This window comes from Salicibibacter halophilus (assembly GCF_006740705.1).
Lineage (GTDB): Bacteria > Bacillota > Bacilli > Bacillales > Marinococcaceae > Salicibibacter > Salicibibacter halophilus.
In genome coordinates, this window is record NZ_CP035485.1 from 265,764 (window position 1) to 281,491 (window position 15,728).

13 protein-coding genes are annotated in these 15,728 nt (G+C 47.4%); 9 read left to right on the forward strand and 4 right to left on the reverse strand.

Annotated elements, in window-relative coordinates; all coding sequences use genetic code 11:
* Positions 1–258 precede the first annotated feature (258 nt).
* The 8 genes from ilvA to EPH95_RS01455 all read left to right on the forward strand — a co-directional run bounded on the left by ilvA (position 259) and on the right by EPH95_RS01455 (position 6,845).
* Positions 259–1,530, forward strand: coding sequence for a threonine ammonia-lyase IlvA (ilvA, locus tag EPH95_RS01420; protein ID WP_142086699.1), 1,272 nt, complete (start codon positions 259–261; stop codon positions 1,528–1,530).
* Between the two features lie 13 nt (positions 1,531–1,543).
* The gene (locus tag EPH95_RS01425; RefSeq protein ID WP_160141539.1) at positions 1,544–2,299 is read left to right on the forward strand and encodes a DUF3891 family protein; all 756 of its coding nucleotides are present in this window, start codon (positions 1,544–1,546) and stop codon (positions 2,297–2,299) included.
* 317 nt (positions 2,300–2,616) lie between these two features.
* Complete coding sequence (locus tag EPH95_RS01430; RefSeq protein WP_142086703.1) at positions 2,617–2,931, forward strand: thioredoxin family protein; 315 nt, start codon at positions 2,617–2,619, stop codon at positions 2,929–2,931.
* 12 nt (positions 2,932–2,943) lie between these two features.
* Positions 2,944–3,405 carry a TlpA family protein disulfide reductase gene (locus EPH95_RS01435; protein ID WP_142086705.1) on the forward strand — a complete coding sequence of 154 codons (462 nt, stop codon included), beginning with the start codon at positions 2,944–2,946 and terminating at the stop codon, positions 3,403–3,405.
* 1 nt (position 3,406) lies between these two features.
* A complete protein-coding gene (locus tag EPH95_RS01440) occupies positions 3,407–4,558 on the forward strand; it encodes a conserved virulence factor C family protein (RefSeq protein WP_142086707.1) in 1,152 nt (383 codons plus the stop codon).
* The gene (locus tag EPH95_RS01445) at positions 4,555–4,767 is read left to right on the forward strand and encodes a hypothetical protein (RefSeq protein WP_142086709.1); all 213 of its coding nucleotides are present in this window, start codon (positions 4,555–4,557) and stop codon (positions 4,765–4,767) included. Before EPH95_RS01440 ends, EPH95_RS01445 begins: the two co-directional genes overlap by 4 nt.
* A gap of 94 nt (positions 4,768–4,861) precedes the next feature.
* Positions 4,862–5,341 carry a PH domain-containing protein gene (locus EPH95_RS01450; RefSeq protein WP_142086711.1) on the forward strand — a complete coding sequence of 160 codons (480 nt, stop codon included), beginning with the start codon at positions 4,862–4,864 and terminating at the stop codon, positions 5,339–5,341.
* Positions 5,334–6,845, forward strand: a complete 1,512-nt coding sequence (locus EPH95_RS01455; RefSeq protein ID WP_142086712.1) for a PH domain-containing protein — start codon at positions 5,334–5,336, stop codon at positions 6,843–6,845. Before EPH95_RS01450 ends, EPH95_RS01455 begins: the two co-directional genes overlap by 8 nt.
* A 51-nt stretch (positions 6,846–6,896) precedes the next feature.
* Here the strand turns inward: EPH95_RS01455 and EPH95_RS01460 are convergent, their stop codons facing one another.
* The 4 genes from EPH95_RS01460 to EPH95_RS01475 form a co-directional block, all read right to left on the reverse strand.
* Positions 6,897–7,856, reverse strand: a complete 960-nt coding sequence (locus EPH95_RS01460; RefSeq protein WP_142086714.1) for a DUF2777 family protein — start codon at positions 7,854–7,856, stop codon at positions 6,897–6,899.
* 81 nt (positions 7,857–7,937) lie between these two features.
* A complete protein-coding gene (locus tag EPH95_RS01465; protein WP_142086716.1) occupies positions 7,938–8,873 on the reverse strand; it encodes an MBL fold metallo-hydrolase in 936 nt (311 codons plus the stop codon).
* A gap of 16 nt (positions 8,874–8,889) precedes the next feature.
* A complete protein-coding gene (locus EPH95_RS01470; RefSeq protein WP_160141540.1) occupies positions 8,890–9,807 on the reverse strand; it encodes a hypothetical protein in 918 nt (305 codons plus the stop codon).
* A gap of 10 nt (positions 9,808–9,817) precedes the next feature.
* Positions 9,818–10,882 carry a toxic anion resistance protein gene (locus EPH95_RS01475; protein ID WP_142086720.1) on the reverse strand — a complete coding sequence of 355 codons (1,065 nt, stop codon included), beginning with the start codon at positions 10,880–10,882 and terminating at the stop codon, positions 9,818–9,820.
* A gap of 257 nt (positions 10,883–11,139) precedes the next feature.
* Between EPH95_RS01475 and gltB the strand changes: the two genes are divergently transcribed.
* Positions 11,140–15,720 (forward strand): glutamate synthase large subunit, encoded by a 4,581-nt coding sequence (gltB, locus tag EPH95_RS01480; RefSeq protein ID WP_142086721.1) that lies wholly within the window; start codon positions 11,140–11,142, stop codon positions 15,718–15,720.
* Positions 15,721–15,728: the final 8 nt, after the last annotated feature.

Consider the following 15,728-nt stretch of genomic DNA (forward strand, 5'->3'; position numbering starts at 1 on the left):
AAGCATTTTAGCAATTCCCGACAGAAAAATACTTGGCCGATGATTCGGGTTCCCGTTGCCAAAGGGAGATCCCTGGATTAATGTGTCACAAGAAAAGCCCTTTCATTCATTCTTTGGAGAAAAGGGGGTTCACGCTAACTAGCCCTGATGGCAGAAGGGTTATTTTCATGCAAAAAATTACTGCTATACATGGAAAAACAGGCAATAAATATGTTATGTTAAATGGATGATAAATTCGTTAATAAAAGGCGGTTACGTATGATGACACGAAAGGAAACGACCACGAGTCCATTACAGATTGAAGATATCATTATCGCTTACCAAACGTTAAAAGATATCGTAAAACACACTCCGTTGCAAAAAGATGAAGTTTTATCGGATCGCTACGATGCGAATATTTATTTAAAGCGCGAGGATCTGCAGCTTGTTCGCTCATTTAAGTTGCGGGGTGCTTACTATTTAATGAAAACCCTGTCCAGTGAACAAATGGAAAACGGCGTTGTATGCGCGAGCGCCGGCAATCATGCACAGGGAGTGGCATACGCTTGCCGGGCGTTGAAAGTTCCTGGGAGAATTTTCATGCCGACGACGACACCACGCCAAAAGAGAGACCAGGTAAAACAATTCGGCAAAGATCATATTGAAGTCGTCATCACCGGCGATACGTTTGATGACTCTTACGCGGAAGCCATTAGCTACCAAGAAGCAAATGATATGGCATTTATCCATCCCTTTGACAATGAAAAGACGATTGCCGGACAAGGAACGGTCGGAATGGAGATTATGAATGACATTGATGAAAACATCGATTATTTGTTTTCGTCCATCGGCGGGGGAGGACTGATCTCGGGAGTAAGCACATATGTCAAATCGATCAGTCCGAGCACGAAAATTATCGGTGTTGAGCCGGGGGGCGCCCCTTCCATGAAAAATTCCCTCGCGAAGAACGAGGTCGTTGCCTTGCAGGAAATGGACAAATTTGTGGATGGGGCAGCGGTCAAGCAAGTCGGAAATACTACGTACGAAATTTGCCGCCGGCTCCTGGACGATATTGTTCTAGCTCCGGAAGGGAAAATTTGCACGACGATTCTGGAATTGTACAATCAACACGCCATCGTCGCCGAGCCGGCAGGAGCGATGCCGATCTCCGCGTTGGATTTTTACAAGGACGAGATCAAAGGAAAGACGGTTGTTTGCGTTGTGAGCGGGGGAAACAATGATATTGGCCGTATGGCGGAAATGCGGGAACGTTCCATGGTATACGAAGGACTTCAACATTACTTTATTATCAACTTCCCACAACGGGCAGGAGCATTGCGGGAATTTTTGAATGATGTGCTTGGTCCCGATGATGATATCACCCGCTTTGATTACACGAAGAAAAACAACAAGTCGATTGCGCCTGCGCTCGTAGGGATTGAATTAAACGACGCGAATGATTACCCGGTCTTGATGGAACGGATGCGCGCCGAAGGCTTTATCGTTGATGAAATCTCCGCGGACGATAATATGTTTAATTTTGTTCTTTAGGAGGAGGGACGAGATGATCGTAAGAGATGATGGACATCATTTGGTATGTATTCACCAGGATGAACACGCGAGGTTAAGCGCTGCTTGTTATCGAGAATGGGCAGATCCAATCATTGAAAAAAAGATTTGGAACGAAAGATTGCACACGGCCATTGTCGAGCACGATCGGGCTTGGATCCCTCTGGACACCCATCCGATATGGAATGAGGAGGAAGGAAGACCGTATGATTTCACGAATTATCCCGAGCGCGAAAAAATCGCGGCCTACCAAACGGGGATTAATGAAACGGAAATGATGGACGAATGGGCAGGACTGCTTGTAAGCCGTCATCTGCATTCCTTTTTTGCCCAGATCAGGACAGATGCTGCGGAGGCGTTTAAAGCGGAGGAACAAAAACGCTGGGAACGTTTGCGAGGGGAAGAGGAAAGCGACGATGAAAAAAGAGCGCTCGCGGTTTTGAAAATGTGCGACGAACTTTCGCTATTTGCTTGCATGAATCATCCAGGCGCCAGGAAAGAAGAAGAAGTACCTTGGTTTCGGGATGGCTTTTCGATGCGCTTTGACTTTTTGAACCGGCAAAACGTGATGCCCTCATGGAAAAACGAAGAAGAAATTGTACTGACTCCTGCACCACTAGGGGATAAAGTGCAATTCCCATTGAAGTTGAGACGGGTTTCCAAGGAAAGCATTCGGGATGATGGGTGGAAAATCGCGTATGACAGCACGCCGATAGCCACACAGGTAGTCACGTTCTTAACGACAAGTTAAAAAAGCAGCGCAGGGCGCATGATACAAAAGGAACAATTCGGCCTCCATGGCGACCATAAAAGACAAGTCCTCCGCTTTTTTAGTAGGCAAGAAAGTTGATTTATACTTTCTTGCCTACATAAGTGCAACTAAGGCTTTGATTCGTGTGCTGAAGGTTCCCCGTACACCCATTACGATCAACTGATTTCAAGCATCCGTATCCTATTGGTATGGGTGTTTTTTCATACTGTAAGATACAAGCTTCATTTTATTTGTTGGGCCGCGCGTCATCATGTAAAATGAAAGAGGCATGATCGGAGAGGAAAGGTGAAACATTTTTGTTAACGGAAATAAGCGCGTCCGAATGGAAAAAAATTGAACCCATTAATTATACGGCTTTGCTAATCACATCGCCTTTTTGCGCAACATGCTCGCTTGCGGAAAAAATGGCGGAAGAGGCGATGAACATTGAAGGGCAAACGGATATTTATAAATTAAACTTGCAACTCGCGCCGGAGTTTGCCCGGGAGCACAAAATTCAATCCGTGCCGATGCTATTGCTTTTTTATCGGCAAACACTCGTAGGGCGTTTATCTCCCATAAAAAATCCCGCGAATATCTTGCATTTTCTTGCTGCCTATAACAATAATTAGGAGGGCAAAAGCATGAAACAAGCACCAGCTTTTTCTGTGTACGATCCATACTTGGAAAAAGAAATGACAAATGACACATACAAAGGAAGACGTCTCGTACTAACTTTTTGGACATCGTGGTGCCCGGACTCGCACCGTGATTTGCAAAGGAAAGAGGCGCTGTACGCTCAAACCGGCAATAATGCCTTCGATATGCTGAACATTAATGTGACGGGACGCGAGCGCGCAAATCAAGCCGGCCGAAAGTATGCGCGTGCACACGAGATGAAAATTCCAATGGCCGAAGACCAAGGAACGGATACGTACGAAAGGTATCAGTGCCAAGGGGTGCCGACGACAGTTTTTATTACACCGGACGGCAAAATTGCCGAACAATTTGGCGATAAAACTCCTTTTGAGGAAATCATGAAGCATTTGCCCTCTTTTCTCGATGAGACTTCGAATCGAAAAGAGACAGGAAAAGGAGGAGAATAGCATGAAAATTACCGGAATTGAACCAACCCCGAGTCCCAACACGATGAAACTAACGTTGGATGAACACTTGCCCGGAGGCAAAAGCGGCAATTACACGAAAGACAACAAAGCGGACGCGCCCCGGCAAATTCAACAATTGTTTGAGGTTGAGGGCATTAAAGGCGTCTATCACGTTGCTGATTTTATCGCTTTGGAACGAGAGCCAAAGGCAGGTTGGGAACAAGTGCTTGCAGAAGCACGAAAAGTATTTGGAGAAGAAGGGGCCGAGGCCGGTGAACAACCTGTAGCCGGCGGGGATCACTTTGGGGAAATCCAAATTCAAGTGCAAACATTCAAAAGCATCCCCATGCAATTAAAACTTGTGACGGCCGAAGAAGAAAAACGAGTGGGACTGCCTTCCCGTTTTACGGAAGCGGCATTTGCGGCTGCCGGTGAACAGGAAAACATCGTTTTTGAGCGAAAGTGGGAAGAACGAAGCGCTCGATACGGAAATGACCTGGAATCGATTGGAAATGAAGTGGCGGAAGAAATCGCGGCCGCTTACAGCCAGGAAAGGCTCGATCAACTCGTTAAATGGGGGGACCCCCACCAGGAAGATCCGGCTGAACGCCCAAAGCCATTAAAAGTAACGAAGGAGATGTTGCAAGACCCCGATTGGAGAAATCGTTTTGCGGCTCTAGATCAAATGGATCCCGGCGAAGACGACCTCCCCGTATTGGATATGGCGCTGGATGATCAAAAACAATCGGTGCGAAGGCTTGCCACAACGTTGATCGGCATGATTGAAACAAAAGCGACGCTCCCTTATCTCTATAAAGCGCTAAAAGATAAATCCGTAACCGTGCGGCGTACAGCCGGAGATGCGTTTTCCGACCTCGGGGATCCCGAGGCGATGGAAGCGGTGATGGAAAGTTTGAAGGACAAGAGTAAGCTCGTGCGTTGGAGAGCAGCCATGTTTCTTTATGAAGTCGGCGATGAGCGGGCGATTGCTCCGTTGAAAGAAGCGATCGGCGATCCCGAATTTGAAGTTGATATGCAAATGCAGATGGCCCTCGAACGCATTGAAGGCGGGGAAGAAGCAAAAGGCTCCGTGTGGAAACAGATGACGGAATCGGTACGAGCCGACCGTAAAGAAAAGGATGGACTGCGATGACCCGTGAAGAACTAGTACAGGCGTTAGAAGCAAAAGGGCTGGACGAAGTTATGGAACTCATTGAGGAAGCGGATAACGGAGAGATGGATGAGCTCGAACTTCTTCCTTCGTTAGGCTTGTTGCAAGACCGGCAATTAAATGACGCCGTCCTGCAATACCTGGAGGCCAAAGGGGTCGCCATTATATATGCCGGCGAAACGGATGAGTAGGTTTATACATTTCGGCGAAAGGGAGCGAATGGCACCGGCATTTCGATGATAAAAAGATTGAGTTATGATAGCAGCTGAAAAAGGAGCTAACACAATGAGGGAAGCACCTGCAAAGCGCCTTTCCAAAAAAGCTTTGCCCGTTTGGCGGATCACGGGGTTTTTGGAGAGTTTGTTTTATTTAATTTTTCCGATTGGATACGGCATCCTGTTGGTTCTATTTGACTGGCCGTTATGGGTTTTATACGTGTTGATCCTTCTCTGGATTGCCGTTGCTTTATTGCAAAGCTTGCTCGTACCGGCCATTCGTTGGCGAAGGTGGCGTTACGAAGTATATGAAGAAGAAATTGATCTGCAGTACGGGGTGTTCATTATTCGACGAACATTAATACCGATGATTCGAGTACAGCATGTGGATACGGAGCAAGGACCGATTTATCGCCATTATAATCTTGCAGCTGTATCCATATCGACAGCCGCTACCGTTCATCAAATACCTGCGCTCACGGAAGAAACCGCTTCCGACCTCCGGGATCAAATTGCCGATTTAGCGCAAACGGCGGATAACGATGACTGACGGGAAGCGCTTGCACGGCGCCACTGTAGTCATTATGCTTTTAACCCGCCTACGTGACTTTATTATTCCGATCATTATCGCGTTTTTTATCGGCAGTACAGGTGGAGGCATTGGACTGTTTGCCATGATCGCGTTACCGTTATTGTTGGTGTTTTTCGGCATTTACAGCTTTTTATATTGGTGGACGTATTGGTATCGGGTGGAAGATCAGGAGCTTCACGTTAAACAAGGGATTATCGTCAAAAAGCATCGGTATATCCAAAGAAAACGCGTGCAAAGTTTTGATATGTCAGCCGGTATTTTGCAGCGAATGTTTGGGCTGGTGAAGGTGCAAATTGAAACGGCGGGCGGAGGAAGCGAACCGGATGTGCATCTGATTGCCCTCGACCGTGCCGAAGCGAAACGGTTAAGGCAGAATTTATTGGCAAAGCCTGCTGCTCCCGCGGAAGATGAGGAAGTTGATCCTTCGGAGATGACGGAAGGGGAGGAAGCTGAAGAGCTTGAACCGGAGATTGAAGCTTCCTGGGCATTGGGCTTTAAGCATTTGCTGTTTGCCGGGATGACTTCAGGCGGGGTAGGGCTTGTCCTCTCGGCTGTATTGGCCTTGTTTTCCCAAGTGGATGTTTTGCTGCCTGAAGCTTTTTATGAAACGACCATCGGTTTTGTCCTGTCATCGACGATCACGTTTTTATTGATCGCGATTTTTCTGATTGCCTTTTTTGCATGGTTGATTTCCATTGCAATAACGATCGTGAAATACGGACAATTTACCGTCGTTAAGCGTGGCAATGATCTGGTCATTTCCAGGGGATTACTGGAAAGGAAACAGTTAACGCTAAAAGTTCATCGAATTACCGCCGTGCGTTTTGTCACGGGGATCTTGCGCCAGCCGTTTGGGTTTACGACGATCTATGTGGAAAGCAAAGGGGGCGGAAGCGCGGATGAACAACAATCAACCATTCTCGTTCCCCTCGTCAACCGCCGGAAGGCTAACGATGTATTGGGAAAATTTTTGCCGGAATTCGTGGTGGATGATGATGTAGGAATCAAGCCTTTGCCAAGGAGAGCTCTATTCCGTTATATTATTCGCGCGATCGTTCCGATTGTGCTTGTGGTAATCCCGTTGAGCATTGTACTGCCGTTTGGCGCCTATGCTTTGCTGCTCATTCTTTTAGGGATCTTTCTTGGATGGTTGAGGCATCGAAACGGCGGGTTCAATGTGAGCGGCGATTACCTTATTCTGCAATGGCGTTTGTTTAATTTGAATCGGGCGGTGCTCCCCCGAAAACGCATTCAGGCAGCGGATGTTACCCAGTCTCCGTTGCAAAGATGGCGCAGACTGTCTACGTATTCCGTATCCATTTTATCAAGTATGTCAGGGAAAAGTTTTGAAATCCGTGATATTACGGCCGGAAGGGGAGAAGATCTACTCGCTTGGTACTCCAAAGAAGTGGATAATCCTAATTTTTCAAGGGAAGAAGAAAAAGATAAATCTCCCATTTAATGCATTTCGGGGTGTCATGACTTTCGTTCATGACACCCCGAAAAACGTTTATCACTTAGATGTTTGCATGTTTGTATACGTGATGACTTGGCGTTCGTTGCGCTCGGATGTGCTTTCAAAACGATCGTATATATAATCATCGCGATCGCTATGGAGGATCCGTTCAAATCGGTGTTGGATAATGAGGAACTCATCATTTTTTTGGAAGCTCATGAAGTTAACGCCTTGAAAATGCTGATCCTCTTCCGATTGAAGCAATTGGCGCAATAGCGAGTTGTGGCATTGCACCATATGTTTGCGTTGAAAGCCGTAATAATGCAACAACCGTGCCAATGATTTTTTGGAAGGTGTTTCCAATTCATTAAGAAGGATCTGAAAAGGCTCGAACTGTTCTTTGTGAATGCGGATCATATCTTTAGGCTGCAGGCGGACTTTTCGGTCTGTGGCGGTTTTAAATACCCACTGGCGTTCATGGACAATTTTGGTCCATTGATTTTGAGCGGAATCAAACCAATCCATCTCAAATGGACAGCCATCCAACAGCATTTTTTCGTTTTGCGATTGCTCCTTTAAAACGATTTCCCCATCTTCCTCCGTGAGATGAAAATACAAGTACGGGTCTTCCGATCTTCCCCGTTTATTCCCCAGTTCAAGACGCATATCCTGCAATTGTTGCTTTTCATCTTCAAGCTCACGAATGGATGTGTTTGTTTCTTTTTCCAATGCCCGAATGGCATACAAAAGCGAAGCGCGGTAAGATCGTCTGAATGTACCCGTAAAAGGCTTTATTTTTGTGCCGGCAAGTTTCACCTCTTCTCCTTCGCCATATGGAAGGCGAGAGGCAATGTGGGCGCTTTGTACGGAGTGAATGCCGGTCATTCGCACTGTGCCTTGCCACGTTTTGTTGTCCGGCGCATCAATCTCCAGCAATTGTCCATAATAAACACAATCCGGTTGGGCGTGTACCAAAACGGTAGATCCCTTATATTCCAATGCTTCTTTCCGATTCATAGAGATACCCTCACTTTTAACTCAATAACCTGTATGTCATTATATAGGGATCGACAATATTCAGCAATCATAGCGAGCTTCTCAAAGCCTGCCTTTTTCATGTGCTTGATACAAACCGAGGGCGGAGACGTGACAGTCCATTTTTATCGCTTCCCAGGCAGGATTTTTCTCGTCTTGATCGCTGTATGCATCATACACGGATTGATATAACCGCTGGCTTAACGTTCCGCTTCCTCCTTGTTCAGAGGCGACTTCTTTTGTAAGGCTTATCCATTTTTCCAACCACTCGGAAGTGGATCGGAAAATGTCGGCGATTTCGTCGCTTCCCCCGAAATGACCAAAATAAATCGTCGTCGGCTGCAATGCTTCAATACGCTTCCAGGATTCTTTCATGCTTGCGGTATCAAATTGCGGCGGAGAAGTGGTGGGGAGCACGAGCGGTTTTTCATGACCAAACCCCCGATAAAGAATCCCGACTGCATCCCCGGTGAAAAGGGCATTCGTGCGCTCGTCAAGAATGGACATATGGTGGAACGCGTGCCCGGGTGTGTCAAAAAATGCCAGCGCGCGGTTCTTTCCAATATGCAAACGGTCCCCATCATTACAGATGTTTACCTGCGCTTCGGGGACAGGGATAACGGGATCGAATAAATCATCAAAACTCGAACCGTACACCAGTTTTGCCCCTTCGATCAGTTTTTCCGGGTGAACGAGATGTTTCTTGCCCGATGGATGAACGTGAACAGTAGCGTTAGGTGTTTCTTTCAGCAACTGCCCGCAGCCGCCTGAGTGGTCAAGGTGAATATGGGTGACGATAATATGGCGTACATCTGCAAGAGAGCGTCCCAGTTGCTCCAATCCGGCATTGATCTGTGGATAGGAGAGGCTGGGACCGGTTTCTATAATCGTTAATGCTTCGGTATCGAGGACATAAATGCCTGTGCGCTCGGGCAAATGAAGATCATAGCCATCTATCATATACGTATCGGTATCCAGTTTTTCGACTTTTGCCTCCATTGAACATGCCCCTTTCTCATTCTTTATTATCTGGGTATCGTTTCTCGTTTAATTTCAGCAAGTACTCAAAGCGGTCATTTTTTGCGCGGTCTTCTTGCTCTTGTAACCGTTGCAAAGTAAGTTCCATTTTCGTCAGTGCTTCGTAAACGCGGGACATTTGTGTTGATTGCGCTTCTTCGTCCAACCCCCGGTAGGCTTTCAGCAATTCGGGAATATCTTCATCAATCATCCGTTTGATTTGGTAGCGGTCCTCCACCGAAAAAAGATGAAGGGCTGGGGTGAGCGCGGTTATTTCTTCCAGCAGTTGCTGCAGCCGATTGGAAAGCGCTTGCGGAAGTTCGGAATTTTGCCTGTACAGTTCCCTTATTGCCTTTTCATAGCTTGATTGTTCGATTTGTTCGTCTTTGCCGGGAGAGACCTCCTCCGTTGCCGATTGTGCATTTGCCACCGCTGTAGGCGCATGGCCTTCCAGCGCTGCATCCAACTGGATGAATTTTTCAAGAAGCCCTTGGAAAAAAGGCGATTTTTGAATGCTGCGCACGTGTGATTTCCCGTTTTTCATGTAATAGACGAGCCCTTCTTTCAGCGGTTTTTTCTGGGGTTTATACGTCTGCTGGCGGGCAAAAGTCATCACTACGCGCTTTTTTATGGCGGACGGCGAGAGGTGGGTGTCAAAACTCATCAATTTTAACCGCTTTTGGCTCACTTTCAGCTTTAATTTGAAAGTGCGGCCATTTTTTTTAAATACTTGTGTTCCTTTCAGCGGTCCTTTTTCGAGCGCGTGTGTGATGATTTTATCAATGACGGCCTCGCTTTCCTTTATGAGGGAGAGGCCGTTAGGGTCGGAAAAGATGTGATCATCAACGGAACGCAACCGCTCTGGCAGAAAAAATTCTTGTATCGATGTTGTGAGCCAATCTTTCACCACCATCATCACCTTTTCCTTATTCCGGTAGTTTCTTCCGCACGTCTTCGTTTAATTTTTCAAGCTCGGCAATAAAGGCTTTGCCTGATTTTACAATGCGTTCATTGGATTGTTCGGTTATATCAATCGCCGCCTGCACATCTTCATAGGCTTCGCGGAACGATTCAATGGCGACAGCGGGTTCTTCAAGGGTTTTTAATGTTTCTTCGGTATTGGTGCGCAATGTTTTTGCATTGCTTAAAATCATGTCTTCGGTCGCCTGATTGACATTTTGAACGGCATCAATGACATTTTTCTGATTGCCGAGGGCAAGTTGAATGGAAGCGGTCACGGTAATGACATTTTTTGTCATCGTGATCGCGTTGAAAATGGCTTCCTCCAACTTTTCGTTGTTTTCTTTTATAAGATCGACGGAAGCGAGCGATTGTTGCAATACCATGATCGCCTGGGACATGTTTTGGATGCGGGTGACGACTTTTTGTTGCCCTTTTTGCAAAGGGACGGGGTTATCGCGCCATTCATCGGCCGTCATTTCCGCTTCCAGCATTTCATTTAATTGTTTGCCCGTTTCGATTTGTTGTTCCAAATTTTGAATGCGTGCGTTAGCGGTTTCGCGCAATTGATCCAGCATGAGATTGTCGGCTTGGAGTTTATCTTTGCCGGCAAGCAAAGATTCAATAATGTTCTCCACTTGTCCTTCAACCGTTTTATACTTCTTCGCATATTGCTCGACCGGATCCCTGCGGATTAACTTGTTCAATGTTTTTTGCAAGCGGCCTTCTTTTAGGTGTTCGGGTTCGAGACTGGACACTTTTTCGCGCAAATCGTACAAACGCTCCGGAAGCTCGTTGTTTTTTTGTTCCAACATCTCTCCGACCGGCCGTTTTAATGCTTCCAACGATTCGCCGGCTTGTTTTTGTTCATGTTCTCCCAGGTTGCCGAGTTCGTTCACTAAAGCTGTGGCGTCATCACTTTCTTTAAACTTTTCCATATAGCTTTTAGCAGCTTCCTCTGCTTTTGACTGTTCTTCTTCAGGGAGCTGCGTTTCTATTTCTTCATTTTCCTGATTTTTGTCTTCGGACATGCATTGCTTCTCCCCTTTACGCAAAATATGCTATATCCATTGTATCATTTTAAGACGGTCTCGTCGTTACATACCCGTTTGATTGCACTTGAACAGCTGTGGCTAAAAGCAAGTGTGAAAAAATCTGAGAAATTTTTTTCTGTCATGGCCTTCCCTTAAGCGCTTACAACGCTTTTCAAGTGATAAAAAAAGATTGCCGAAGGTTCAGACTAGTGATAAACTCTTTCTTACCCAAAAATGAAAGAGGTGAAAACACCATGCTGAATCAAAACGTAAAGAATCCCGGTCTTTATCGATCGGATTTTGAACACGACAATTGTGGGATTGGCTTTCTGGCCAATATGAAGGGAACCCCTTCTTATACAATTGTCCGCAGTGCTTTGGATTTGCTGTGTAACTTGGAGCACCGCGGAGGGGCAGGTGCCGAGGAAAATTCCGGTGATGGGGCAGGGATCCTCTTGCAAATCCCCCACGAATTGTTTGAAACGGAGGCGGAAAAAGAAGGATTTTCTCTTCCGGCTGCCGGGGGATATGGCGTCGGCATGATGTTTTTGCCTATGGACAAAGAAAAACGAGATATTTGCAAAACCATGCTCAAGAACATTTGCGCCGAAGAAGGCGCGGAAGTGCTTGGGTTTAGAAGTGTGCCGGTGAATGAAGATGGCATTGGTGACATCGCCCTCGGGGCTCGCCCGTTTATTGAGCAAGTGTTTATCCGGGCCAACGGTTACAGCGATGTCGATTTGGAAAGAAAACTGTATGTGCTCCGAAAACGCGCGGAAAGGGAAGTCCCCGCGTGGCTTGGGAATGAAGAACCTTTTTATTTTGCAAGCTTGTCCACGAATACGATCGTTTATAAAGGCATGCTGACGACGGAACAATTGGGCAGTTTCTATGTTGATTTGCAAAAAAAGACCTTCAAAAGCACGATTGCGCTCGTTCACTCCCGTTTTAGCACGAATACGTTTCCCAGTTGGGAGCGCGCCCATCCGAACCGTTATTTAATGCACAATGGAGAAATTAACACGATCAAAGGGAATGTGAACTGGATGCACGCTCGTGAATCTGTCTTTCATTCCCGGGCGTTTGGAGACGACTTGCAAAAAGCCAAGCCGATTATCGATGGCGGCGGCAGCGATTCGTCCATGTTTGACAATGCATTTGAATTTTTAACGTTATCCGGGCGCTCCATGGCGCATACAGCGATGATGATGATTCCCGAGCCATGGCAAAATGCGTATGGAATGAGTGAAGCGAAACGCGCGTTTTATCAATTCCATAGTTGTTTAATGGAACCATGGGATGGACCGACGGCGATTGTTTTTACCGATGGCAATCAGGTTGGTGCAAGTTTGGACCGTAATGGTCTGCGGCCGTCCAGGTACATCGTTACGGAAGATGATATTGTCGTCATGTCCTCGGAAGTAGGGGTTTTGCCGGTAGCGCCGGAGAAAATTGTTAAGAAAAGCCGTTTGTATCCCGGACAAATGCTTATCGTCGATCCGGACGAAGGGCGTATTCTTCCGGATGAGGAAGTGAAAAGGGATATCGTTGATGAAAAACCATACAAACAGTGGATCAAGGAGCAAATGCTCACGCTTGATGACATTCGCGAGCACGCTGGTGATCGAACGGAAAACGAGCAACCACTTCGAGTGCAACAATCGATGTATGGGTATACCGATGAAGAGATTACGAAACAATTGCTGCCGATGGTGAAAGAGGGGACAGATCCGGTTGGCTCCATGGGGTATGACAACCCGCTTGCCGTTTTGGCGGAGAAACCGCAGCTTTTATACAATTATTTTAAGCAGCAGTTTGCGCAAGTGACCAATCCCCCAATTGATGTCATTCGGGAAGAGACGGTGGCGGCTGTAGGCACAACCATTGGCCGTGAAGGGGATTTGTTGCACCCGGGGCCGGAAAATGCGCGTCACATTTATTTGGATACTCCGATCGTTTCCGATGAAGAAATGGCCAAGTTGCGCGCGTGCGATGAAAAAGGGCTTCGGGCAGCGACATTGGCGATGGTGTTTTCGGCAACGGACGGCGCTGAAAGCATGAACGGGGCATTGGAACGCTTATTTTCGGAAGCGGATCAAGCCATCGAACGCGGCGCGACATTGCTCGTGTTAAGTGACCGCGATCTTTCATCGGAGTGGGTGCCGATGCCGGCACTGCTGGCGGTATCCGGATTGCACCATTACCTCATTCGCAACGGGAAACGCACGCAAGTGAGCATCCTTGTAGAGTCCGGTGAACCGAGAGAAGTGCATCATCATTGCTTATTGCTCGGATACGGAGCTGAAGCGATCAACCCATACCTCGTCTATCAAACGTTGGGTGAATCGACCGAAAACGGTGAACTCTTGGAGTATTCATATATTGAAACGGTAAAACGTTACATTAAAACCGCAACAAAAGGAATCATGAAGGTTCTTTCAAAAATGGGAATTTCCACGATTCAAAGTTATCGGGGAGCACAGATTTTTGAAGCTGTCGGAATCGATGAAACAGTGATCGACCGCCATTTTACGTGGACGGATTCCCGGATAAGCGGCATTGGTTTACCAACGATTGCTACCGAATCGCTTCAGCGTCATCGCCGGGCATTTGAGCTTCTTCAATTTGATGAACTGGTTCTTGAGCCCGGGGATGACCATCAATGGCGCCGCAATGGGGAAGAGCACCAGTATAATCCCCATACGATTCATATGCTGCAGCAAGCGTGCCGCACCAATGATCAAGAAATGTTCAGAAACTACAGTCGTTCGATCGATGAACAAAGCGACCGGCAAACGACACTGCGGGGGCTGCTAGCGCTGAAAAACGACCGGCCTTCCGTCCCCCTCGAAGAGGTCGAACCTGTGGAGGAGATTTTTAAACGTTTCAAAACGGGGGCCATGTCTTTCGGGTCCATATCCAAAGAAGCCCATGAGACTTTGGCAATCGCCATGAACCGTATTGGAGGAAAATCCAACACCGGGGAAGGCGGGGAAGATCCCGACCGATTTTCGAGGGATGAGAACGGAGATATTCGCCGCAGTGCAATTAAACAAGTTGCTTCGGGCCGCTTTGGGGTAACAAGCCATTATTTGGTGAATGCCGATGAAATTCAAATCAAAATTGCGCAAGGGGCAAAACCCGGAGAAGGGGGACAACTTCCGGGCGAGAAAGTGTATCCATGGATCGCGACTGTTCGTGGCACGACCGCCGGAGTTGGATTGATTTCCCCGCCTCCGCACCATGATATTTACTCGATTGAAGATTTGGCGCAATTGATTCATGACCTTAAGCATGCGAACCCTAATGCCAACATTAGTGTGAAACTCGTCTCCGGTACCGGAGTGGGTACGATCGCGGCCGGCGTGGCAAAAGGGCGCGCGGATGGAATCGTCATCAGCGGATATGACGGTGGTACAGGCGCCGCCGCCCGCACGTCCATCAAGCACACCGGGCTGCCTTGGGAAATCGGTTTGGCCGATGCGCATCAAACGTTGGTGATGAACGGATTAAGAAATCGTATTCGGCTTGAGACCGATGGCAAACTGATGACAGGTAAAGATGTTATTTCCGCTGCGCTTTTAGGCGCTGAGGAATACGCATTCTCGACAGCGCCGCTCGTGGTCATCGGCTGTGTCATGATGCGCGTTTGCCATATTGATACATGTCCGGTCGGAATCGCGACACAAAATCCTGAACTGAGAAAAAAATTCGGTGGATCCGCGGACCAGGTCGTGCGTTTTATGACATTTATAGCCGAAGAAACGCGAGAAGTGATGGCATCACTCGGTTTCACGAAACTCGACGACTTGATCGGACGTACGGATCTTTTGGAACAAAAAGAAGCGGTTAGGAACCCGAAAGCCAAACAAGTGAATTTGCAATCTCTTTTATATCGGCCAAAGGCAAACGATCAAGCAGCCCATGTAGGCAGCGGCAATCAACAGCATCTTGTAGACTCGTCATTAGATAGAAAAGTATTGATGGAGAAATGCCGGCCGGCGTTGGAACATCGACAGCCTGTGCAAGCTTCCTTTGCCATTTGGAGCATCAACCGCGCGGTCGGCACTGTTCTGGGAAGTTCCATCTCCAAAAAATACGGCGCTGACGGTTTGCCTGAAGATACGGTCGATCTGACTTTTTCCGGATCAGCCGGGCAAAGTTTTGGCAGCTTTATTCCGAAAGGGATGACGCTTCGGTTGCTCGGAGATGCCAATGATTATATTGGAAAAGGGCTTTCCGGCGGTAAAATCACCGCGGCACCACACGAGGATGCGCAGATCGATGCCGAGGACAACATCATTGTCGGAAACACCGCTTTTTACGGCGCGACAGCCGGAAAGGCTTATATCTCGGGAATCGCAGGCGAGCGTTTTTGCGTACGAAACAGCGGTGCAGACGTGGTCGTGGAAGGTGTAGGCGACCATGCCCTTGAATATATGACCGGCGGACGCGTGGTCGTCCTCGGGGCAACCGGCAAGAATTTTGCAGCGGGGATGTCAGGCGGAGAAGCATTTGTCTATAACCCCGATAACATTTTTGCTTCCTATTGCAATCGGGAATTGGTAGAAATTGAACGCGTGAGTGAAGACGATGCCGAAGGATTGTACACGATGATCCGTGACCATGTAGGTTATACGAACAGCGATTTAGGCTCACGTATTTTGGCGGATTGGAAAGTTGCCATCACGCAATTTGTAAAAGTTATTCCAAGCAATTACCGCAAAATGCTGCAAGCGATTGATGCGTTGATGCAGGAAGGGTTATCGGAAGAAGAAGCGATCATGACGACGTTTGATAAAAGCAAACGGAAACAATTGAATGAACAAAAATAGACGAGGAG